The organism is Pseudomonas sp. 2725, assembly GCF_050434585.1.
GTDB lineage: Bacteria > Pseudomonadota > Gammaproteobacteria > Pseudomonadales > Pseudomonadaceae > Aquipseudomonas > Aquipseudomonas jessenii.
In genome coordinates this window covers 343,506-364,730 of the sequence record NZ_JBNDIV010000002.1, presented here as the reverse complement: position 1 = coordinate 364,730, position 21,225 = coordinate 343,506, and the positions used below count along the sequence as shown (strand labels likewise).

Genomic DNA, 21,225 nt, shown 5'->3' with positions numbered 1-21,225 from the left:
ATCCTTAGCGTTTTTGAGTCAAGGGCCTTCTGTTTATGTCGACGTTTTCCATGCCTGCCTCCGGGATTATCCGCATCGCCGCCGCCCTGTTGATCGGCCCTGACGGCCGCACGTTGCTGGTGCGCAAGCGCGGCACCACGGCGTTCATGCAGCCGGGTGGCAAGATCGAGCCCCATGAATTGCCGGTCCACGCCCTGGCCCGGGAGCTGGAAGAAGAGCTGGGTCTGGACATCGACCCGGCGCAGGCCGTTTACCTCGGTCACTTTTCGGCACCAGCCGCCAACGAACCGGGGTTTGTCGTACACGCCGAGCTCTTTCAACTGAATATTCATTGCGACGTCACCCCGGCGGCGGAGATCGAAGAGGTGCTCTGGATCGACCCGGCCACCGACGGCGATGTCAGCCTGGCGCCATTGACACGGGACCTGATTCTGCCGTTTTATCGAGCATCGCTGACCGCGATCGCCTGATCATCACGCAAAGGACCTCGCCCATGATCCCGCTTCAAGACCTGCTGATTTTTGCTGCTGCCGCGTTGCTGATGGTAGTGACACCGGGGCCGAACATGATCTACCTGATCTCCCGTTCGATCTGCCAGGGGCGCAAGGCCGGGGTGATCTCGCTGCTTGGGGTGGTCGCCGGATTCTTCGTGCACCTGTTTGCCGCCGCTGCGGGTTTGACTGCAGTGTTCCTGGCGGTGCCGATGGCTTATGAGGTGTTGAAGTGGGCCGGTGCGCTGTACCTGTTGTGGCTGGCCTGGCAGGCGGTCAAACCCGGTGCGCGCTCGCCGTTCGAGGCACAGCAGTTGCCCCCGGATTCGTCGCGCAAGCTGATCACCATGGGCTTTCTGACCAGCGCCCTGAACCCGAAAATCGCGGTGTTCTATCTGTCGGTGTTTCCGCAGTTCATCACGCCGGAGCACGGATCGGTGTTCACCCAGAGCATCATCCTCGGCCTGACCCAGATCAGCGTCAGTTTCTGCGTCAACCTGCTGATCGCCATGTTTGCCGCAGGCATCGCCTCGTGGTTCGTCAACAATCCGACCTGGCTGGCGATGCAGCGCTACTTCATGGGCTTTGTATTGTCGGGGCTGGCGCTGCGGCTGATGCTTGAGCAAAAACGGATGGCCTGAGGATGTGGATCGAACGACTTGATGCCAGCCATGCCCTGGACTACCGGGCGCTGATGCTTGAAGCCTACGACCTGCACCCGCAGGCCTTTACCTCGAGCGTGCGTGAGCGGGCAGCGATGCCGCTGAGTTGGTGGGAGTCGCGCCTGACCGGCAAGCTGGACGTGGTGCTCGGGGCGTTCGAAGAGGGCCGGTTGGCCGGCATTGTCGGCCTCGCGTTCGAGCCTCGGGAAAAGGCCCGGCACAAGGTGACACTGTTTGGCATGTACGTGACCGCCAAGGTCCGCCAGCGTGGGCTCGGCTATCAACTGGTTCAGGCGGCATTGGCCGAGGCGCAGAACCATGCGGGTTTGCGCCTGATCCAGTTGACCATCACCGCCGGCAACGATGCCGCGTTCAACCTCTACCAGCGCTGCGGTTTCGTCCAGTTCGGCCTGGAACCGATGGCCGTGCGGGTGGGCGAGGATTACTTCGACAAGATCCACATGTGGCGTGAGATATAACCATCACATAGATCCCCTGTAGGAGCGAGCTTTTGTGGCGAGGGGGCTTGCCCCCGTTGGAGTGCGAAGCGCTCCCCAGCATTTCTTCAGACACATTGCGCTTGCAGTTTTCGCGACTGCTTCGCAGCCGAACGGGGGCAAGCCCCCTCGCCACAAAGACCGCATCGTCTGATTGTTCTAGCGAACGGCGCTGACCCCATCCAGCGTCGAAAACGACGTGTCCTTGGCCGTCAGCAAGAAGTCGCGCATGTACGGCGCATCGAGCATGTCGGCGCGGATCGCCGCATACAGTGTGGCGAACAAACCTTTCTCACCCAGCCGCTTGGCTTTCACATAGCCTCGCGAGCTGTATTCATGCAGTGCCCAATGGGGCATGCCGCACACGCCGCGACCGCTGGCCACCAGTTGCATCATCATCACTGTCAGTTCCGAGGTGCGGACCTGGGCCGGTTCGATGTCGGCGGGTTCGAGGAAGCGGGTGAAGATGTCCAGCCGGTCCCGTTCCACCGGGTAGGTGATCAAGGTTTCCGGGAGCAGGTCTTCGGGGACGATATAAGCCTTGCTGGCCAGGCGGTGCTGGTTGGCCACCGCGAGCATCGCTTCATAAGTGAACAGGGGTACATAGGTGATCCCGGCCAGGTCCACCGGATCGGAGGTCACCACCAGGTCCAGGTCGCCACGGGCCAGGGCTGGCAGCGGGGCGAAGGAAAACCCCGAGGCCAGGTCCAGTTCGACTTCCGGCCAGGCGTCGCGGAACTGGTCGATGGTCGGCATCAGCCACTGGAAGCAACTGTGGCACTCGATCGCCATGTGCAGACGACCGGCCGTGCCACCGGCCAGGCGACTGATGTCGCGCTCGGCGGCGCGCAGCAGCGGCAGGGTAGCGTCGGCCAGTTGCAGCAGGCGCAAACCGGCGCTGGTGAAGCGCACCGGTTTGGTCTTGCGCACGAACAGCGGCATGCCCATGCGCTCCTCCAGCTCCTTGAACTGGTGGGACAGGGCTGACTGGGTCAGGTGCAGGCGATCGGCCGCATCCACCAGGCTGTCGGCTTCGCGCAAGGCGTGCAGGGTCTTGAGGTGACGGATTTCAAGCACCGGAGGCTCCATGAGGAAAACTTGTCGATAAATCGAAAACGTTGAGTTTGTCTCATGTTGATGCCGCTGTCGACCATAAGCACGGCGGAGCACATGGTGTGCTCCGCCGTTGTTGCTTTACAGCGAGGAAAAGTGTTTGTTGCCCAGCGGTTTGCCAATGTCTCCGCGCCAGATTGCCTCGACCGTACCGCCACTGGCGGCCACGTCCTTCTGCCATTGCAGGCCCAGGTTGCGTTGTTCCGGCAGTTTCAGATGGCCTTTGACGAAGTCGCTGAACTGGGGCTTGGCCGAGGTGTAGTGGAAGTGTGCGTACCACAGGGGTTGCGCCGGTTCGCTGCGCAGGTCGCGCACCTCGTACTCCTGCAGAAAATCCCGTCGTCCGTCTGCGCGTTTGCCCAGATCGCGCAGGCCGCCCTCCTTGCGGATGTCCACCACGCGTTGTTCAAGCAGATAGTCCAGATAGCCCTCGGTGGGGGTTTTGCTGTTCAGGGTCTGCTCAATACGCAACGTGCGGCCGGCACGGGTCAATTCATTCGCGCGATTGCGCAATTGCAGCGCGACCGTCTCCGTGGGCGACAGGCGTTCGATGGCCCGGGCTCGCATGTTCAGTTCCTCGGCTTCACTGATCATCATGTGTTCCAGATCGACCGGCAACATGTCCTGACGGGCGTGGCCTTCGACTTTGCTTTTGTAGGCGTCCACGGTGCCGAGCCTTTTCCTGGCCTCCACCAGCAACGGCGTGATATCGGTCACAAGTTCCGTTGGCGCTGCCGCCACGGGTTCACTGAGGTGATATTTGCCGCTGGAGGAACGGGGTAGCCAGGTTTCCCTGAACCCATTTGCACCCTCGACGGTGAAGCGCTGTTGGCGGGTTGCGGTATCCGTGCTGGCGATGCCGATGAGCAACTGATTGTCTTCCGTCTCGAACAGCTGCTTTGACGCATTTACCGCTTTCGCACTTTTGGACGGGCGAGTCTTGATGGCATGACGAGCCGCCGCTTCGACTTCTGCCAGATTGTCGAGAAACGCCGTGACTTGCTCCAGATCCAGATGCTGCGGATAACCCAGGGACCAGGCCCCGAGGTTGCGACGAAATTCGGCATAGGTCGCCAGGCAATCTTCGAGCACCTTGTTGCGCTGGGTAAACGTGGCCTGTACTTCAGGCAATTGATGTTGGGTCAGCAGCGCTCGCCCGACCTTGTCGCGGGCCTGTTTCAACTGTACGTGAAAGTAGACCCAGGACTGGTCGGTGACGGCGTTGTAGTGAGTGATGATCTCCAGCTCATTTGCCGTTTTCAGATAGTAGTAGTTGGCATCGCTGAATTTTTCGTTAACCGTGGCCATATCCGGGGCCATCTTTGATTTTTGCACGCGGTTGGTGATCCGTCCGTTCCATCGATTGGCTTCTGCGACCTGAGTGTGAAGCCGGTCGAAGTCCTTGAGAAACTCGATTCGGATTTCCTTGCGTTGCGCCATCAGTTGAATGTGTGCGGTGGTATTGCTGAACGGCGTGGCCTCCGAACGGGCAATCATTTGATCGATGCGGTTGAGGTGTTCCACCAGGCGCTCCTTGACCAAAGCGATCCGCCGTACCCATCGGTCGACGATGACCCAGGCGCAGCGGCTTTGAGCATCTTCGACCAGCATGCGTCTGCGGCCGTGGCTGATCAGCATCAGTTCTTCAAGGTTCAGGTACTGGGCCTGCGCCAGCTCGATGTCGTTCACGCAAAGAATGTCGGCATTGGCTCGAAGCGGTTGGCGCTGCTCCCGGTCAAGGCTGAAGTAATGTTCCAGCACAGTGTTGGAACTGCGGGTCTGGGTCCCGATGCGCCGGGAGTAGGCATCGGCAGTGTTGGTCAGCGTCAACTGGCGTCGCAACGCCCGATCCGTCCACCAGCGTGGCAGCCAGCGGCGAATGGCGGCGGGCCAGAGCGGGTCGAGGCCGTCAGCCATGTGGCCGAGCACCGCGCCGCCACCGGCTCCGCCGCCTGCCGTCACGGTGCCGTACACCGCGTAATGGGTTTTCCAGTGGCCGGTTTCATCCAGGGCGATGGGTTGTTTGTAGGTTCGGGTGCTGGTTGCACTCAAGCGCCATTGCGGTGGGTTGTCGGTCAATTCGATGCGATAGATACGACCCTGGCTGACCATGAAGTCGCCATCGGCGTGGCGATAAACGTTGCGATAAATCCCTTCGGTGCCCGGTTGCAGGCCGGCGAAGGAAATCTCGTGTTCGTACTCATAGCCCCTGAAGCGTTCGAGGGTGCGTCGGACCTGCTGCGGGGTCGAGACCTGCAAGGCGCCCGGTTGTTTGGTCAGGGCGCGCAATTGTCGCCCGCGAGTGGCGGCGCGCGCGGCACTGGAAGTGGCGCCAACAACGGGCAGTACATCCATGGCAGCGTCGATCAACGACAGCAACACGGCTTCCACCTCGGCCAGGCCATGGCCGACATCACCGCGCAGGAAGGCCGCCGCTGCTTGGTTGGCGCTGTTCCAGGCGTCGTACAGGGCAATGGCGGTACCGATGAAAGGCACGACGCCCAGCGCCATTTTCAAGTAGTTGAACATGGCCCCGGAGCGCAGCGCGACGTGCTCAAGATACAAGGCATCGTTGGAGCGCGATGTCGACCGATGCGCCTCCAGCAAACGGCCCATGTGCACATTGAGCAGATGCGCTGCCAGGGATGTACTGGCTGGCCAGGCGGTGCCGACGCCGATCAGGGCATCGAAGTTTTTCACCCGGGCCTGGTTGATCCGGCTGACGTGCGAGGCAAATTCCCCGGTCAGGGCGCGACCGGCCAAATAGTTGACCATCGTGCTGTTCAGGCATTGGTTGAAGAGGAACGTCCGCGCCTGTTCAAGGCTGTCGAACTGACGCACAAACACCCCATCGGGGCAGTCAGGCCGATAGAGCAGGGTCAGGCCGCTGATCTGCTCGACGATAAAAGTCACCCCGGCCAGGGTGCTCGGCCCCTCGCCCGGCGTGTCCGTGCCGCCAACGGTCAGGTGCGCGGGCAACAACACGATGCGCTTGCCGTCGACCGCAAAGGCTTCACGACTGTTGGCGTCGATGGCGATCTGCAGCACGCGCTGGCCCGAGACGTCGATGTCCTTGGCCAGCACGGCGAATTCGCCGTGCAACTGGAGCATCAACCGCCACGGTTCGTTCAGGCATTCACGACGAAATTCATTGCTGAAGGCCGAGGCGCTAGGGGCGCCAAGGAAGGTCTCGCGAATCAGCCTTTCGTATTTCCCGGCCAGATCCAGCTCGGTGACCATGTTGCGCAGGTAGTCCTGGGTGATGCCGGTTTTCAGTTTCTGCCGTTGCGCCTCGTCGGCGCCGCTGATCTGGACCCGCATCAACGACACCCGATACCACATCGACTGATCGATATTGCCTTGCGCCAGTTCGGCGAGGGACAACAAGCTGCGCTGTTCGCTGCCGGTCAGTACATTCTTTTGCGGTGTTCCCGGCGCTGCGCCCTCGATCAGCACCTTGCGCCACGTAGTGGTGTCGGGGATGTCCAGCATCACTTCAGCGGTTTGCGTCAGGGCGAAGTCTTTACGCAGGCGGGCGTCGATGGCCTTTTTGCTGAATGACTCGCGCAGTGGCAGTTCCCGTTCAAGCAGTTGATGGGAGCGCTTCATCGCCGCGATGTAAGCGGTGAACAACGCCTTGAGCCGATCGCGTTCGGCCGCGGACAGTGCGCTGAGGGAGGACGGCAAGCGTGTTGCCAGCGTGGCGCTGCGGTTTTGCTCGACGATTTGTGCGAAGGCCAGCTCCCGCGCGGAGACAGTGGGGACGGTCAGGCGGGCGAGCGTCTGTTCACGCAGTTTTTCCAGTTCCGCCGCGCGTTGGCCGGCATGGGAGGGCACGGGGTTGGCGGTCATCAGCCGCGTCGCATGCTGTTCACAGCTGTGAAGCTGGGTTTGCAGGGCGTACTCGAACGGGTTGCCGGCCAGCGGCAAAAGCTGCAGCGCTTGCGTGTCGTCGTTGGCCGGCTGCCTGAACATCTTCTGCTCCAGTGCCTGGCGGGAGGCGAACCGTTGCAGGCCGCCGAAATGTCCGGGCCAGTAGAGCAACACGCTGTCGCTGGCGGACGGCAGCAATGCCGATGGCCGGGCAAACAGCAGTACACCGTCGAGCTCCTGGGTCTGCGTGCGGAGGGTGTCGCCTTCGCTGTCAGTCGCGGTCAACACCAGTCGGGCGACCACCACATCGGCCGGTCGAGGTTTTTCGGGCGCGTCGAGCACGGCCGTCAGCCACTGATATTCATCGCTGCTGATCTGATTCAGGTTCAATTGCAGGTCGGCTTCGGCACGCAGGCCACTCAGGCGCGCCTGGTACAGGGCCTTGTAATGTGTGCCCGACGAGTGGCGCAGTTCCAGCAGTTGCGGTGCATCGTCGGCGCTTAACAGGGCACTTGCGGCCTCGCTGCTGGCCTGTTCGGCGGCGCGCAGAGCGTCGAATTGCTGTTGCAGCCGCTGCATGCGCGGGTCGTCGGTGGTGCCTGCAAAGTCCGGCCCCAGAAAGTTTTGCAGTGCCGTTTGCTGTTGCACTAAAGCGCTGTGACGCAGACTGAAGGGAACGTCGGGGCTCAGTTGCCCGAACGGAGCGATGTCGTTGCTTGTATCCGGCAGGGGCAGGTCGGTGGGCGAGGCAAAAACACGGTCGTTGCGTTGCCGCTCGGCAGGGGCCGTGGCCAGTCCCGCCAAAAGGGACTCGGCACTTTTCGTCAGCTGCGGGGTGTCCAATACGGTGTAATCGACAGTGACGCGGCTGCCCTCGGGTTCGGGTTGCTGCTGGGTCAACCAGCGTTCCAGACTGTTGCGATTTTCAAAGGTCATCCAGGGCGCTTGCCGAGACGGCAGATACAGCAACTGGGTGACCGGTTGGTCGGTGTTGCGGGTAATGACCAGAGCACCCGCCAGTTCGTCAGTCAGACTGCTGTTGCCCCCGAGCGACAGGGTCTCAACGTAAACCAGGATCTCGGGGGAAGTTGTCTGCGCTGCCGGGTTGACGAGATCCAGCAGCACGCTGAGCTGTTCGGCATTCAAGGTGCCCTGGGCAAATGCCAATTGGCACGACGCTTCGAAATGCTGGCGATACAAGCGAAGGGCCTGTGCCTTGCGTGAAACGTCGGTACCGCGTGCGCGTGCCTGCCACCAGTTCGTGGTCAAGGGAACTTGCGGGTTCTGTGCCATGAGGGCCAGCCATTGATCGCGGCAGTCGTTCCAGCGCGCCGAGGCGCTCAGGTACAGGTTTTCATCCGTGCCTCGGGCCAATGAGGCGACGTGGCCGAAGTCGGCCAGCGGTGCGGCAGGTGATTCGTGCATGAAGAAGGACTCCGATGGGTGAAAAAATCGGGGCCATTAAAGTTCGTTCGAGAAGAGGCATGGTGGTACATAGTTATCGCGTGCTGCTGTCTGGTCTGATGACCGTCCGGCACTCTTCATCAAACTGTCACGTAACTGTGGCAGCGCGCTTGAACAAACTTCATCAGACTCGCGCTCTACTGGGGTTCTGCGTTTCGGTGTTTCTTCATGCGTGTTTTCTTATCAAGATTTGTTTTTTTGGCCGCCTTTTTATTCGGCCTGCCGTCATTGGCGGCTTCGCGTTGTGATGTCAATGTTCCGACCGAACGGGTGGATCTGGCCCAGGTAAGCCTGGCGTACCAGAGCATTGGCCGTGCGTCGGATCCGGCATTGCTGTTGGTGATGGGGCTGGGCGGGCAATTGATTCACTGGCCGGACGAAGTGGTTGTCGCCCTGTGCCAGCAGGGGTTCCGGGTGATCCGCTATGACAATCGCGATGTCGGCCTGTCGACCTGGCGGCAAGCACCGGCCGACGCCAACCTGACCTTCGAAGTGCTGCGCTACAAACTCGGATTGCCGGTGTCGTCACCGTACTCGCTGACCGACATGGCCGACGATGGCCTGGGCTTGATGGACGCCTTGCACATCGATCAATTCCACGTGTTGGGCGCCAGCATGGGCGGCATGATTGCCCAGCACATGGCTGCCATGGCACCACAACGGGTCGAGAGTCTGACCCTGATCATGACCACCTCCGGCGCCGAAGGCTTGCCGGCCCCGAGTGCGGCGCTGGTGCAGTTGTTGGCGCGGCGCGGCGCACCGAACCGCGAAGTGGCCCTGGAGCAACAGGCCGACCTGCTGGCGGCGCTGGGCAGCCCGATAGTGACCGACGATCGCCAGGCGTTGCTGCATCAGGCGGCGCAGTCCTATGACCGGGCGTTCAATCCCGAGGGCGTGAAACGCCAGATCATGGCCATTCTCGCCGAGCCGAGCCGGGTGACCCTGCTCAATCAGTTGCGGGTGCCGGCGCTGGTGGTGCATGGCACCGCCGACCCGCTGTTGCCGGTGATGCACGGGGTGCATCTGGCGGCGCATCTGCGCGGCAGTCAGTTGATCTTGATTCCGGGCCTGGCCCATCGTTTCCAGGAGGCGTTCAAGGCGCCGTTGCTGGCGGCGGTGTTGCCGTACTTGCGCGAGCACCGAGAAGACACGTCACATTGGGCGCAAATCGAGCCTGTGGCCGATCGCAACCTCCTGTAACCCCCCGATCATCTGTGGGAGCGAGCTTGCTCGCGATTGCGGTGTTTCAGCCAACGATGATGTCGACTGGCCCGGCGCCATCGCGAGCAAGCTCGCTCCCACAGGTTCTGGGTCGCTTTGAGCAAGCCCCCTAATGACTCAGGCCGTACTTTTTCACTTTGTCGAACAGAGTGGTCTTGGCCATGCCCAGTTCCTGGCTGGCCTGGGTCAGGTTGCCGCCGCTGCGTTGCAAGGCGTCGCTGAGCAGATTGCGCTCGAACGCTTCCACCGCTTCGGCAAAGGCCAGCCCCTGATTGCCGCCACTGGCACCGGTTTTCTTGAACGCCGGCAGGCCCAGGGCAAAGCGCTCGGCAACGTTGCGCAATTCACGCACGTTACCCGGCCAATCGTGGCTCATCAGGTTCGAAACGGTCTGGTTGTCCAGCTCCGGCACCGTGCGATCGAAGCGTAGGGACGACTGCTGCAAAAAGTGTTCGAACAATTGCAGGATGTCTTCGCGGCGCTCGCGCAGCGGCGGCAGTTCCAGGGTCACCACGTTGAGGCGGTAATACAGGTCACTGCGGAACTCGCCGGCCTTGCTCGACTCGACGAGGTCGGATTTGGTCGCTGCGATGACACGGCAATCCACCGCCACGCTCTGGTTCGAGCCGAGGCGTTCGAGGGTGCGCTCCTGTAATACCCGCAGCAGTTTGATCTGCAAGGGCAGGGGCATGCTTTCCACTTCGTCGAGGAACAGCGTGCCGCCGTCCGCGTGTTCGATCTTGCCGATCCGCCGTTTGCCCGCGCCGGTAAAGGCGTTGGCCTCGTGGCCGAAAATTTCGCTTTCGAACAGGTTTTCCGGCAGGCCGCCGCAGTTCAGTGCGACGAACTGTTTGGTGTGGCGCCGACTGAAATCATGCAGGCAACGAGCGACCAGTTCTTTGCCAGTGCCGGTTTCGCCCTCGATCAGCACGTTGGCCGAGGTGTCGGCGACGTTGGCGATCAGTTCACGCAAATTCTGCATGGCTGGCGAACGGCCGATGATCCGCCCTTCGAGGGAGTCGCGCTCGGCCAGTTGCCGACGTAACGACGAGACTTCCCGCGCCAGGCTGCGTTGCTCCAGGGCGCGGCGGGCCACGTCCACCAGGCGCTCCGGGGAGAACGGCTTTTCCATGAAGTCGTAGGCGCCTTTCTGCATCGCGCCGACGGCCATGGAGATGTCGCCGTGCCCGGTGATCAGCACCACCGGCAGGCTGCGGTCGCGGGCCTTGAGCCGGGTCAGCAGTTCCAGGCCATCGATGCCCGGCAGGCGAATGTCGCTGACGACGATGCCGGCGAAGTTGTCGCCGACCCGCTCCAGGGCTTCTTCGGCGCTGCCCACGCCAATGCAGGGAATGTCTTCCAGGGTCAGCGCCTGTTGGCAGCCGAGCAGCACATGGGGGTCGTCTTCGACAATCAATACACTAAGGTCGTTGTTCATATTGGCTCGGCGAGAGTGGGGCTTACCAACGGTAAACTGAGGACGAATGCAGTACCACCGCTGGCCGGGTGCTCGACACCCAGGTGACCGCCGGTGGCGGCGGCGAGGCTGGCGGAAAGGGTCAGGCCCAGGCCCAGGCCCTGTTCGCCGGGTTTGGTGGTGAAAAACGGTTCGAACAGGTGCTTGCGCGCTTCGGCGTCGATGCCGTGGCCGTTGTCACGCACCCGCAGGCGGTATTTGCCATCGAACGTTTCGCCTTCGAGCCACAACTCGGGTTGCGGCTGCGCTTGCATGGCGTCGAGGGCGTTACCGATCAGGTTGACCAGAATCTGCTCCAGGCGGGTCTGGTCGATCTGCACCTGCACATCGGTGAAGTCGCGGTGTAATTGCAGCTGAATATTTTCCACCCGGGCGCCTAGCAATTGCAGGGCCGCGTCCACCGCTTTGCCGAGGCAGGCCTGGCCTTTGTCGTCTCCGCGCCGGGCGAACGAACGCAGGCTGGCAGTGATCCGGCCCATGCGGTCGATCAGTTCGTTGATGGTCTTGAGGTTGGTGCTGGCTACGTCGAGCTGGCCGCGTTCGAGGAAGCGCACGGTATTGCCGGACAAGGTGCGCAGCGCCGCCAGCGGCTGGTTCAGTTCGTGGGCGATGCTGGTGGACATCTGGCCGATGGCCGCGAGTTTTCCGGCCTGCACCAGTTCATCCTGGGCACGGCGCAAAGTCTCTTCGGCGAGCCGGCGTTCGCGGATCTGGCCCTTGAGCCGTTCGTTGCTGGCGCGCAGGTCGGTGGTGCGTTCGGTAATCCGACGCTCCAGCTGATTGTTGGCTTCCTGCAAGGCTTCCCGGGCTGCGAGGCGGGTGGCGATCACCTTGCGCCGCTCGTTCCAGGCGATCAAAAGGAACGCCAGGAGGGCAAACGCCACGGCCACCAGGATCCCCTGGTTGATCGCTTCGCGGCGCAAGTCCTGGAGTGGCGTGAGCAGGGTGAAATTCCACGGTGTATCGCTCAACGGCCGGGTTTGCGCCAGATAGCTGATGTTTTCATCGTCGGACACCAGCTCGCTGTTGGCCGGGAACGTGAGTTTTTCCACGCCTTCGGACAGGGTTTCCCGGGCCAGCGGCTGCAGTTCGTTGAGCGGGAACCAGTAGTACTGCAGGCTGCGGGCGAGTTTTTCCTTGGTTTCTTCGCTCAGCGGCACCACCGATTTCAAGCGCCGAGCCGGATCGCTGGAAAGAATGATGATGCCGTTTTCGTCGCTGACGAAGGCTTCCAGGCGAGCCCGTTGCCAGCGTTCTTCCATGGCTTCCAGGCGGACCTTGACCACGGCGACGCCGATGATCTTGCCGTGTTCTTCCAGGCCATGGGCCAAGTAGTAACCGGGTTCGCCGTTGGTGCTGCCGATGCCATAGAAACGCCCCGGCTGACCGCGCACGGCGTTCTGGAAATAGGCGCGAAAGGACAGGTCTTCACCCAGGTAACTGTCGACATCGCGCCAGTTGCTGGTGGCCATGACGCGACCGGTGGTGTCCATCACGTAGATGGCCCGACTGCGGCTGCGTCGGTTCAGGCCTTCGAGGTAATCGTTGACCGTCTGCCGGTATTCCGGAGTCGGGTCGGCCAGCAACTGCGAAACGCTGGTTTCGAGTTCCAGCAGGCTGGGCAGGTAGGTGTATTTGCTGATTTCGCTTTCGACGGCGCGCGCGTGCAGTTCCAGCTGGCGCTGGCCGTTTTCGCTGAGGCTGCGGATGCCGTAGTGCTCACTGATCCAGAAGCCGATATAGCCCAGGCCGATCATCATGGCGATGATCAGTGGCGGCAGGAACAAATGACGAACCAGACGGGGTTTCACGGCGAGTGATGGCGACGTGGCGCGATAAAGAGTGGGGTCGCATTTCATCACAGATGCCTTGGGTCAACCACAACACAAATCTGCAAGCCACCGCCGGCCCCTGTGGGAGCGAGCTCTGTGGCGAGGGGGCTTGCCCCCGTTCGGCTGCGAAGCAGTCGTAAACCCTACACACGCGGTTCGACTTTGCAATGCAGGGGCCGCTCCGCGACCCAACGGGGGCAAGCCCCCTCGCCACACAAGCCCGCTCCCACATTAGGGGAACGGTGTTTGCTTAGTGCTGCAGAATCTTGTTGAGGAAGTGCTGCGTACGCTCCGCGCGGGCATTGATGTCACCGAAGAACTCTTCTTTCTTGCAGTCTTCGATGATCTTGCCCTGGTCCATGAAAATCACGCGGTCGGCCACTTTACGGGCGAAGCCCATTTCGTGGGTCACGCACATCATGGTCATGCCTTCGTGGGCCAGTTGCACCATCACGTCGAGCACTTCGTTGACCATTTCCGGGTCTAGCGCCGAGGTCGGTTCGTCGAACAGCATGACGATCGGGTCCATCGCCAGCGCACGGGCAATCGCCACACGCTGCTGCTGACCGCCGGACAGTTGGCCAGGATGCTTGTGGGCGTGGGCCGAGAGACCGACGCGTTCGAGCAGTTGCAGGCCTTTCTTGGTGGCCTCTTCCTTGCTGCGGCCCAACACCTTGATCTGCGCGATGGTCAGGTTTTCGGTGATGGTCAGGTGCGGGAACAGCTCGAAATGCTGGAACACCATGCCCACGCGCGAGCGCAGTTTCGGCAGGTTGGTCTTCGGGTCGGCGATGGAGGTGCCGTCGACCACGATGTCGCCTTTCTGGAACGGTTCCAGGGCGTTGACGCACTTGATCAGGGTCGACTTGCCGGAACCGGATGGCCCGCACACCACGATCACTTCGCCTTTCTTGACCTCGGTGCTGCAATCAGTCAGTACCTGGAAGTCCCCATACCACTTGTTGATGCTTTTGATAGAGATCATACGGCGAACCTTTTTTGCAGACGCTTGACCAGCTGCGAGGCGGCAAAGCTGATGATGAAGTACACGAGACCCGCGAAAATCAGGAACTCATTGGAGCGGCCAATGATGTCGCCACTGGCGCGCGAAGCATTGAGGAAGTCCACCAGGCCGACGGCGTAGACCAGCGAGGTGTCCTGAAACAGGATGATGCTCTGTTGCAGCAACAGTGGCGTCATCTTGCGGAACGCTTGCGGCAGGATGATCAGGCGCATCATCTGCCCGTAACTCATGCCCAGCGCCTGGGCAGCGCCCATCTGGCCCTTGGGAATCGACTGCACACCGGCGCGGACGATTTCGCAGAAGTACGCCGCTTCGAACATCATGAACGCCACGATGCACGAGGCGAACGCGCCGATCGGCGTGTCTTCGCCGGTGATCCAGCGCAGCACGAACGGTACCGCCAGGTAGAACCAGGTGATCACCAGCAGCAAGGGGATCGAGCGGAAATAGTTAACGTACGCGCCGGCGATGTTCGACAGCACTTTGTTGTGGGACAGGCGCATCAAGGCAAGGATGGTGCCGAGGATGATGCCGCCGATCACGCCCATGGCCATCAGCTTGAGGGTCATGATCATGCCGTTCCACAGGCCCGGCAGGGACGGGATGATGCCCGAGAAGTCGAATTCCATCATTTACCCCCTACGGAAATCAGGCCCGGTACGGCGACTTTCTTCTCGACCACGCGCATCAGCAACATCAGGCTCATGTTCAGGGTGAAGTAGATCAGCGTTGCCAGGGTGAAGGCTTCGAACAGGTTGGCGGAGAACTCGGCGGTCTGCTTGGTCTGCGCGAGCAGCTCCATCAAACCGATCAGCGAGGCCACGGAGGTGTTCTTGAAGACGTTGAGGAATTCCGAAGTAAGCGGCGGAATGATGATCCGGTAGGCCTGGGGCAGCAGCACGTTCCAGTAGATCTGCGGCAGCTTGAAACCCATGGCGCGAGCCGCGGATTCCTGGCCTTTTGGCAGGGCCTGGATACCGGTGCGCACCTGTTCGCAAACCCGGGCGGTAGTGAACAGGCCCAGGCACACGACGACGCTGAGGAAGGCCGAGGTGGTCGGGTTCAGATCCTGCTTGTACCACTCTTGCAGGTCGGCCGGCAGCAGGTCGGGTACCAGGAAGTACCAGATGAACAGCTGAACCAGCAGCGGCACGTTACGGAAGAGTTCGACGTAGCAGGTGGCGATGCCCGATACGATACGGTTCGGCACGGTACGCATGACGCCCAGGATCGAGCCCAGTGTCAGGGCGATGATCCAGGCCGCGATGGCGATGCCGATGGTCCAGGCCAGACCGGTCACGTACCAGTCGAAATAGGTCTCGCTGCCCACGCCGGTGGACTTGAAGAACACGCCCCAGTCCCAGTTGTAATTCATTAGGGTCTCCCCTCAGTTCAATCAATGTACAAGTGCCCGCTTGGGGGAAGCTCCGTTCCCGCCCGACCTTTACGATCAGGCACACGCTCCCGGCTCGACAGCCACCGGTTCGAGTGTTTCCAAAAAATGCCAGCAGGAAGTGACCACCTCCTGAAAGGGCCAGGGCCCTCTCAGGAGATAAGGTTAGTCAGAAATCAGGACTTCTTGTCGTCAGCCGCTTTATCAGTCGGTTTGGCGATCAGGGCCTTGAGCTCGTCGCTCATCGGGAAGTTCAGGTTCAGACCTTTTGGCGGGATCGGTTGCATGAACCATTTTTCGTAGATCTTGTTGATCTCGCCCGATGCGTAGGTGGCCTTGATGGCGTCATCCACAGCCTTTTTGAACGGTTCGTCGCCTTTGCGCACCATGCAGCCGTAGATTTCGTAGGACTGTGGAGTGCCGGTCACGGCCCAGTCACTTGCCTTCTTGGCCTTGGCTGCTTCACCGGCCAGCAGGGCGTCGTCCATCATGAAGGCCACTGCGCGGCCGGTTTCCAGCATCTGGAACGACTCGCCGTGGTCTTTGGCGGAGATGACGTTCATGCCCATCTGCTTGTCGGCGTTCATCGCCTTGAGGATGCGCTCGGACGTGGTGCCAGCGGTGGTCACAACGTTCTTGCCGGCCAGATCAGGGAAATCCTTGTACTTGGAGTCTGCCTTGGACAGCAGGCGAGTACCGATTTCGAAGATGCCAACGGAGAAGTCAACTTGCTGCTGACGCTCGACGTTGTTGGTGGTGGAGCCGCACTCGAGGTCCACGGTGCCGTTTTGCACCAGCGGGATACGGGTTTGCGAAGTCACCAGGTTGTACTTGACCTGGAGGTTCGGCATGTCGAGGTCTTTTTTCAGCGCTTCGACGACTTTCAGCTGGATGTCGTGGGAGTAGCCGACCGGTTTGCCGGAAGCATCCGCGATATAGGAAAACGGAATGGAAGCGTCGCGATGGCCCAGGGTGATGGTGCCGGACTCTTTGATCTTCTTCAGGGTGCCGGTGAGTTCGGCGGCGAAAACTGGCGTGCTGATCAGAGCGGCAGCAATGGCTGCGCCCAGGATATGGGGAACGATGCGCATCAAATTTTCCTCGACATTGTTTTTTTTATGGAGCCAGTTCACCGGCCCTTTTGTGCTGCAAAACACCTGAGCGCTACGATGAGTCGGCGCAAAGGACATTCGTCGATGAAGTGTAGAGCATGACTCGTGCCAGACCAGTGTGAATTGGTCAAAGCGTTGATTTACAAGGAAATTAAATATTTTTTGCGTTGGGATTTCACTGGGATGATCCGGTTAACCGAACCGACCCGCAGGTCGCGTTCGGAAAACCGAATGGTGGCAGGGTGCTACCCGATCATCAAATGTATTTGCGCTTGTCCGGTGCTGGCGGGAAGTACTGGTACAACCAGGTTTCACTCAGCGTGCGGTCGTTGGTGCGGATGAACAGGCGCAGCTCGACAGGCTCGACGCTGTCATTGGTCGGGTACCAGTCAAACAGGATGCGGTAGCCCTTGATGTCATCGAGCTTGAGAACGCTGAAATCCTTGACCTCGCCGTTCGAGCAAGTGACTACAGGCTCGATGCCCGTGCCTTCAGGCAAGCGGTCCAGGCCGCCGCCGGTGAAGTCCACGGCAAAACGACGGGCCCAGACTGGCGGATAGTGTTCGCCCGGCGCCCAGCCCTCGGTGAAGCCGCCCATCCCGGAACGGGTCGCATTGACCCGTGCGAGCGGCGTTCCGACCGGCGGCAATGCGCTCCAGTACAGCTTGTAGCCGTAGTTCAGCGAGTCGCCCGCCGCCACCGGTTTCTTCGGCGTCCAGAAGGCGACGATGTTGTCCATGGTCTCGCCGGTTGTCGGGATCTCCAGCAGATCGACCGAGCCTTCGCCCCACGCCGTGGTCGGTTCTACCCACAGGCTCGGGCGACGGCTGTACCAGTCGACGGTGTCCTGATAGCTGGCGAACTCGTGGTCGGTCTGCACCAGGCCGAAGCCCTTCGGGTCGGTATCGGCGAAGGCATTGAATTGCAGGGTGGCCGGGTTGTTCAGCGGGCGGCAGATCCACTCGCCGTTACCGCGCCACATGGCCAGGCGGTCGGAGTCGTGGATTTGCGGGTGAATGGTGTCGCACATCCGGCGCTCGTGGGTGCCGCAACTGAACATGCTGGTCATCGGCGCGATGCCCAGCTGGTCGATGGCGGTGCGTGCGTTGACGTGGGCATCGACCTCCATCACCACGCGCTCGGCCTGGCAGTCGATATCGAAGCGGTAGGCGCCGGTGGCGCTCGGCGAGTCGAGCAGGGCGTAGACCACGAAGCGGGTGCTGTCCTTGTTCGGAGTCTCGAACCAGAACTTGGTGAAGTCGGGAAATTCTTCGCGTTTCTTGGCGTAGGTGTCGATCGCCAGACCGCGGGCCGACAAACCGTACTGGCCGGTGGCGTCTACCGCACGGAAGTAACTGGCGCCGAGGAAGGACACGACGTCGTGCTTGTCCAGTTCCGGGGCCTTGAACAACTTGAAGCCGGAGAAACCCAGGTCGCCCTTGAGCTGTGCGGTGTCGACCGTGGTGTTTTCATAGTTGAACAGCGACGGGCGGAAATGCACTTCGCGGGCCATCCGGGTTTTCGGATCGACGCTGTACATGCGCACCGGCTGCTTGAACCCCATGCCGACGTGGAAGAACTGCACGTCCAGCTGCCCCTTGTTTTCTTTCCACAACGAATGATTGCCGTCGTAGCGAATCGCATTGAAGTTCTGCGGGGTCATGGTCGCCAGGGTCGGCGGCAACTGTTGCTTGGTGTCCTGGTAGCGATTGCTGGCGAGCTGTTTGGCCTGGAGCTTCAGCGCCTCGAAATCGAACGCGGTGGCCTCGCCATCAGCGGTGCCACCGCTGGCGGCCCAGGCCTTGGCGGCCAACAGGCCCGTGGCGGACAAACCGGTGTAGGCCGCGATGGCCATGGAGGCTTTGAGCAAGTTCCTGCGGTGCATAAATACAACCTGTCGTGAGCAATCCCGCGCCGTTCCTGGCACGTGCTGGATCAGAAATATCGGTTCGGACATGCCTTCGGCCAAACGCAACGGACTTATAAACAGATGCCCGACAGCTTAAACCGTTCGAATGCGGAGCAAAATTGATTGATGGCACTGCGCTGGCTCGGCAATGAAACAAGACATGTCGGGAAACAATTCCGACAGGGGTTTCTGATTTAGAGGGCATTTCTGCTTTTTTCGACTAATTACTCTAAAAACCGCTTTTCAGCGCCCGGATTATTTCTATTCTGTGCACATGACCGGTTTAAGCCCGAAAGACCGGTGCGGTTCAGTCGGCACGATGCGGCTGCCGAAAAGGGGTAGGGCGATGCGGTTTTTTGCAGTTTTCTTTGACGTTTAGAAGGACATCGTCCATGTCGAAAGTACAAGGCATCACCGAAATGTTGGGAATCTTTCCGTGTCTGGCCCTGGGGCGACGAAGACGCCGGCTCAACAGCGAGGAAATGAAACTGGTGGAACGCTATCGGGAGCTGTCGGAGAGCGACAGGATTGCGATGAGGTATCTGGTGGACGCGATGAGGAGTGTTTCGCGGTTTTGAGTGGACCTGGAGCAGTAATGTAGGAGCGAGCCTGCTCGCGATGGTCTTTAACGATGACGCGTCCGTTCTGGATGTACGCGGTGTCTTTGAGTCCATCGCGAGCAAGCTCGCTCCTACAGTTTCCCTTTTTGATCGGCTCGATTTATCCCTTCAACGGCAAGTGCCAGCGATTGGGAAGGGGCGCTGCACCTGCATCAACTCAGGCATGTCTCGCCACTTGATCCAGGCGTGGTGCTGGTAATACAGCAAGGGCACCGAAACTCCGGCCCAATTCAAGGAACTCAGGCTTGGCAGGTTCTCCACAGGCTCTGATTTCGCATCACGCAGCGAAGGTATGACTTCGTTGCTCAGCCATTGGCGCAGGTTGCGGTTTTCCGGGACGAAGTGGTGAACCAACAGGGCGTACATGCCTGATTCGCTGACCATCAGGGTTTCGACCGTTTTGCCGTCTTTGCGCAGCCAGACGGTGCGACGCTGATCGGGGTCGAGTTTCAGGGTCAGGCGTTCATTGAGTGATTTGCCCATCAGGCGACCCAGATCCTGGGCACAGAACCAGGCTTGGTTGTCTTGCATGAAAGCGTGGAGGAAGCGGTTGTGGCGGGTGAAGACTTTAGGGATGAAGCAGGAAGGAGCTTCAGTCGGATGTGATGTGTGCTTGTGCATTTTTCGACTCCATGTTGAAGAAAGGAGCCGCCAATAATCCTTCGACAGATTTGGGTGGCGGACCGTGAGGCGTTCGAAGTCGGAACATTCTCGATCAACATGGAAGCCGAGAGGCCCGCGCCACACGGCCCGCCATAACGCGAGACTGAAAGGCAAAAAATGCCCCAGCTCATATGGGGGCGCGGATGCGCCATGTTGATATGTTCCGGCTTCGACTCCGGGCCGCTGATTTGGCAGCGACGGAACAAAGCCTATCGGTCAGGCGCTCGCGGCGCCAAGTCTACTCTGGCGACGCGTGTTGTAGGAATCGAGGGTTTTTCAGGCAGGCTGAATCTGTAGGAATTTACTGTTTGCAGTGTTGCGGTGGCGCCATCGCGAGCAGGCTCGCTCCTACAGGGGAATGCGTTCCAAACGTGGGAGCGAGCCTGCTCGCGATGCTTTAGTGCTTGAACATCACATGCCGCACAACGGTGTAGTCCTCCAGCCCATACATGGACATGTCCTTGCCATAGCCGGACAGTTTCTGACCGCCGTGGGGCATTTCGCTAACCAGCATGAAGTGCGTATTCACCCAGGTGCAGCCGTACTGCAAACGGGCCGACAGGCGATGGGCGCGGCCGACGTCGGCGGTCCACACGGAGGAGGCCAGGCCGTAGTCCGAATCGTTGGCCCAGCCCAGCACTTGGGCTTCATCGGTGAATTTGGTTACCGACACCACTGGCCCGAACACTTCGCGGCGCACGATTTCGTCGTCCTGTTGTGCGTCGGCCAACACGGTCGGTTCGAAGAAGAAACCATCGCCCTCAACCGCCTTGCCGCCAGTGATCAAACGAATGTGTGGCTGGGCGATGGCGCGCTCGACGAAGCCGGCAACGCGGTCGCGGTGTTGTGCGGTGATCAGCGGGCCGAGTTCGGTCGACGGATCATCCTGCAAGCCGTACTTGATGCTGCTGACGGCGGCGCCGAGCTTCTCCACGAACTTGTCGTAAATGCCTTCCTGGGCATAGATGCGGCAGGCGGCGGTGCAGTCCTGGCCTGCGTTGTAGAAACCGAAGGTGCGGATGCCTTCGACGGCGGCATCGATGTCGGCGTCGTCGAAGATGATCACCGGGGCTTTGCCGCCCAGTTCCATGTGCATGCGTTTGACGGTGTCGGCGGTGCTGGAAATGATGTTCGAGCCGGTGGCAATCGAACCGGTCAGCGACACCATGCGCACTTTCGGGTGAGTGACCAATGGGCTGCCGACGGTAGGACCACGGCCGAACACCAGGTTGAGTACGCCGGCCGGGAAGATATCCGACGCCAGTTCAGCCAGGCGCAGGGCTGTCAGCGGAGTCTGTTCCGACGGTTTGAGCACCACGGTATTACCGGCGGCGAGGGCCGGGGCGATTTTCCAGGCGACCATCATCAATGGGTAGTTCCACGGCGCAATGGAGGCGATCACGCCCACCGGATCTCGGCGGATCATCGAGGTGTGACCCGGCAAGTACTCGCCACCGGTTGAACCACTCATGCAGCGGCTGGCGCCGGCGAAGAACCGGAACACGTCGGCAATTGCCGGGATCTCGTCGTTCAGCGCAGCGCTGTAAGGCTTGCCGCAGTTGTCCGATTCCAGTTTGGCCAGTTCTTCGCCGTGGGCTTCGATGGCATCGGCGAGTTTGAGCAGCAGCAGCGAGCGGTCTTTCGGCGGGGTATGCGACCAGCTGTCGAACGCAGCGTCGGCGGCGCGCACGGCGGCATCGACCTGGGCTTCGCTGGCTTCGTTGATTTCCACCAGCACACTACCCAGCGCCGGGTTGAACACAGGTTGGGCGGGGCCTTCGCCGCTTTGCAGTTGGCCGTTGATCAGGAGTTTGGTTTGCATGGCTTTGTCCTCTTCGGAACTGTTGTTTTTTCTCGGTGGAAACCGACCCCCT

Annotated in this window: 16 protein-coding genes; 5 read left to right on the top strand and 11 right to left on the bottom strand. The window is 60.7% G+C overall.

Annotated elements, in window-relative coordinates; all coding sequences use genetic code 11:
• Positions 1-35: 35 nt before the first annotated feature.
• Genes ABIE16_RS05960 through ABIE16_RS05950 form a run of 3 tightly spaced genes read left to right on the top strand, consistent with a single transcriptional unit; the run spans position 36 to position 1,632 of the window.
• A complete protein-coding gene (locus tag ABIE16_RS05960; protein ID WP_057716233.1) occupies positions 36-470 on the top strand; it encodes an NUDIX hydrolase in 435 nt (144 codons plus the stop codon).
• Between the two features lie 23 nt (positions 471-493).
• Positions 494-1,132: a LysE family translocator gene (locus ABIE16_RS05955; protein WP_057716232.1), complete on the top strand. Its 639-nt coding sequence runs from the start codon at positions 494-496 to the stop codon at positions 1,130-1,132.
• A 2-nt stretch (positions 1,133-1,134) separates the two neighbouring features.
• Positions 1,135-1,632 carry a GNAT family N-acetyltransferase gene (locus tag ABIE16_RS05950; RefSeq protein WP_057716231.1) on the top strand — a complete coding sequence of 166 codons (498 nt, stop codon included), beginning with the start codon at positions 1,135-1,137 and terminating at the stop codon, positions 1,630-1,632.
• A 177-nt stretch (positions 1,633-1,809) separates the two neighbouring features.
• On the opposite strand, the gene metR is transcribed toward ABIE16_RS05950, so the two are convergent.
• Positions 1,810-2,727: a transcriptional regulator MetR gene (gene metR, locus ABIE16_RS05945; RefSeq protein WP_007985733.1), complete on the bottom strand. Its 918-nt coding sequence runs from the start codon at positions 2,725-2,727 to the stop codon at positions 1,810-1,812.
• Between the two features lie 117 nt (positions 2,728-2,844).
• Positions 2,845-8,061 (bottom strand): dermonecrotic toxin domain-containing protein, encoded by a 5,217-nt coding sequence (locus tag ABIE16_RS05940; protein WP_429520714.1) that lies wholly within the window; start codon positions 8,059-8,061, stop codon positions 2,845-2,847.
• Between the two features lie 207 nt (positions 8,062-8,268).
• On the opposite strand from ABIE16_RS05940, the gene ABIE16_RS05935 reads away from it, so the two are divergent.
• Positions 8,269-9,300 carry an alpha/beta fold hydrolase gene (locus ABIE16_RS05935; RefSeq protein WP_218495014.1) on the top strand — a complete coding sequence of 344 codons (1,032 nt, stop codon included), beginning with the start codon at positions 8,269-8,271 and terminating at the stop codon, positions 9,298-9,300.
• A 130-nt stretch (positions 9,301-9,430) separates the two neighbouring features.
• Here ABIE16_RS05935 and ABIE16_RS05930 read toward each other — a convergent pair whose 3' ends face one another.
• From ABIE16_RS05930 to ABIE16_RS05900, 7 genes are all read right to left on the bottom strand, one after another.
• Positions 9,431-10,759: a sigma-54-dependent transcriptional regulator gene (locus ABIE16_RS05930; RefSeq protein ID WP_429520713.1), complete on the bottom strand. Its 1,329-nt coding sequence runs from the start codon at positions 10,757-10,759 to the stop codon at positions 9,431-9,433.
• The gene (locus ABIE16_RS05925) at positions 10,756-12,657 is read right to left on the bottom strand and encodes a sensor histidine kinase (RefSeq protein ID WP_090453313.1); all 1,902 of its coding nucleotides are present in this window, start codon (positions 12,655-12,657) and stop codon (positions 10,756-10,758) included. Before ABIE16_RS05925 ends, ABIE16_RS05930 begins: the two co-directional genes overlap by 4 nt.
• Positions 12,658-12,880: 223 nt before the next feature.
• On the bottom strand, positions 12,881-13,615 hold the full coding sequence (locus ABIE16_RS05920) for an amino acid ABC transporter ATP-binding protein (RefSeq protein WP_057716227.1): 735 nt from the start codon (positions 13,613-13,615) through the stop codon (positions 12,881-12,883).
• Positions 13,612-14,283, bottom strand: a complete 672-nt coding sequence (locus ABIE16_RS05915) for an amino acid ABC transporter permease (protein ID WP_057716226.1) — start codon at positions 14,281-14,283, stop codon at positions 13,612-13,614. The genes ABIE16_RS05920 and ABIE16_RS05915 overlap by 4 nt, the downstream gene beginning before the upstream one ends.
• Positions 14,283-15,029, bottom strand: a complete 747-nt coding sequence (locus ABIE16_RS05910; protein ID WP_057716225.1) for an amino acid ABC transporter permease — start codon at positions 15,027-15,029, stop codon at positions 14,283-14,285. The genes ABIE16_RS05915 and ABIE16_RS05910 overlap by 1 nt, the downstream gene beginning before the upstream one ends.
• 194 nt (positions 15,030-15,223) lie before the next feature.
• A complete protein-coding gene (locus ABIE16_RS05905; RefSeq protein WP_046041277.1) occupies positions 15,224-16,138 on the bottom strand; it encodes a glutamate/aspartate ABC transporter substrate-binding protein in 915 nt (304 codons plus the stop codon).
• Positions 16,139-16,415: 277 nt separating this feature from the next.
• Positions 16,416-18,044, bottom strand: a complete 1,629-nt coding sequence (locus tag ABIE16_RS05900) for a glucan biosynthesis protein D (protein ID WP_057716224.1) — start codon at positions 18,042-18,044, stop codon at positions 16,416-16,418.
• A 416-nt stretch (positions 18,045-18,460) separates the two neighbouring features.
• Here ABIE16_RS05900 and ABIE16_RS05895 point away from each other — a divergent pair, with 416 nt between their 5' ends.
• Positions 18,461-18,646: a hypothetical protein gene (locus tag ABIE16_RS05895; RefSeq protein ID WP_046041279.1), complete on the top strand. Its 186-nt coding sequence runs from the start codon at positions 18,461-18,463 to the stop codon at positions 18,644-18,646.
• Between the two features lie 150 nt (positions 18,647-18,796).
• On the opposite strand, the gene ABIE16_RS05890 is transcribed toward ABIE16_RS05895, so the two are convergent.
• Together ABIE16_RS05890 and ABIE16_RS05885 are read right to left on the bottom strand one after the other, a co-directional pair.
• Entirely contained in the window at positions 18,797-19,309 is a 513-nt protein-coding gene (locus tag ABIE16_RS05890) for a BRO-N domain-containing protein (protein ID WP_429520712.1), read from the bottom strand.
• Positions 19,310-19,748: 439 nt separating this feature from the next.
• Positions 19,749-21,173 (bottom strand): gamma-aminobutyraldehyde dehydrogenase, encoded by a 1,425-nt coding sequence (locus tag ABIE16_RS05885; RefSeq protein ID WP_150815320.1) that lies wholly within the window; start codon positions 21,171-21,173, stop codon positions 19,749-19,751.
• Between the last annotated feature and the right edge of the window lie 52 nt (positions 21,174-21,225).

Bases quoted from the DNA above. Each gene is read 5' to 3' on its own strand.
- ABIE16_RS05925 (WP_090453313.1), bottom strand. From the start codon at position 12,657: ATGAAATGCGACCCCACTCTTTATCGCGCCACGTCGCCATCACTCGCC.
- ABIE16_RS05900 (WP_057716224.1), bottom strand. From the start codon at position 18,044: ATGCACCGCAGGAACTTGCTCAAAGCCTCCATGGCCATCGCGGCCTAC.
- ABIE16_RS05920 (WP_057716227.1), bottom strand. From the start codon at position 13,615: ATGATCTCTATCAAAAGCATCAACAAGTGGTATGGGGACTTCCAGGTA.
- ABIE16_RS05890 (WP_429520712.1), bottom strand. From the start codon at position 19,309: ATGCACAAGCACACATCACATCCGACTGAAGCTCCTTCCTGCTTCATC.
- ABIE16_RS05950 (WP_057716231.1), top strand. From the start codon at position 1,135: ATGTGGATCGAACGACTTGATGCCAGCCATGCCCTGGACTACCGGGCG.
- ABIE16_RS05940 (WP_429520714.1), bottom strand. From the start codon at position 8,061: ATGCACGAATCACCTGCCGCACCGCTGGCCGACTTCGGCCACGTCGCC.
- ABIE16_RS05960 (WP_057716233.1), top strand. From the start codon at position 36: ATGTCGACGTTTTCCATGCCTGCCTCCGGGATTATCCGCATCGCCGCC.
- ABIE16_RS05955 (WP_057716232.1), top strand. From the start codon at position 494: ATGATCCCGCTTCAAGACCTGCTGATTTTTGCTGCTGCCGCGTTGCTG.
- ABIE16_RS05910 (WP_057716225.1), bottom strand. From the start codon at position 15,029: ATGAATTACAACTGGGACTGGGGCGTGTTCTTCAAGTCCACCGGCGTG.
- ABIE16_RS05895 (WP_046041279.1), top strand. From the start codon at position 18,461: ATGTCGAAAGTACAAGGCATCACCGAAATGTTGGGAATCTTTCCGTGT.
- ABIE16_RS05905 (WP_046041277.1), bottom strand. From the start codon at position 16,138: ATGCGCATCGTTCCCCATATCCTGGGCGCAGCCATTGCTGCCGCTCTG.
- ABIE16_RS05930 (WP_429520713.1), bottom strand. From the start codon at position 10,759: ATGAACAACGACCTTAGTGTATTGATTGTCGAAGACGACCCCCATGTG.
- ABIE16_RS05935 (WP_218495014.1), top strand. From the start codon at position 8,269: ATGCGTGTTTTCTTATCAAGATTTGTTTTTTTGGCCGCCTTTTTATTC.
- ABIE16_RS05885 (WP_150815320.1), bottom strand. From the start codon at position 21,173: ATGCAAACCAAACTCCTGATCAACGGCCAACTGCAAAGCGGCGAAGGC.
- ABIE16_RS05915 (WP_057716226.1), bottom strand. From the start codon at position 14,283: ATGGAATTCGACTTCTCGGGCATCATCCCGTCCCTGCCGGGCCTGTGG.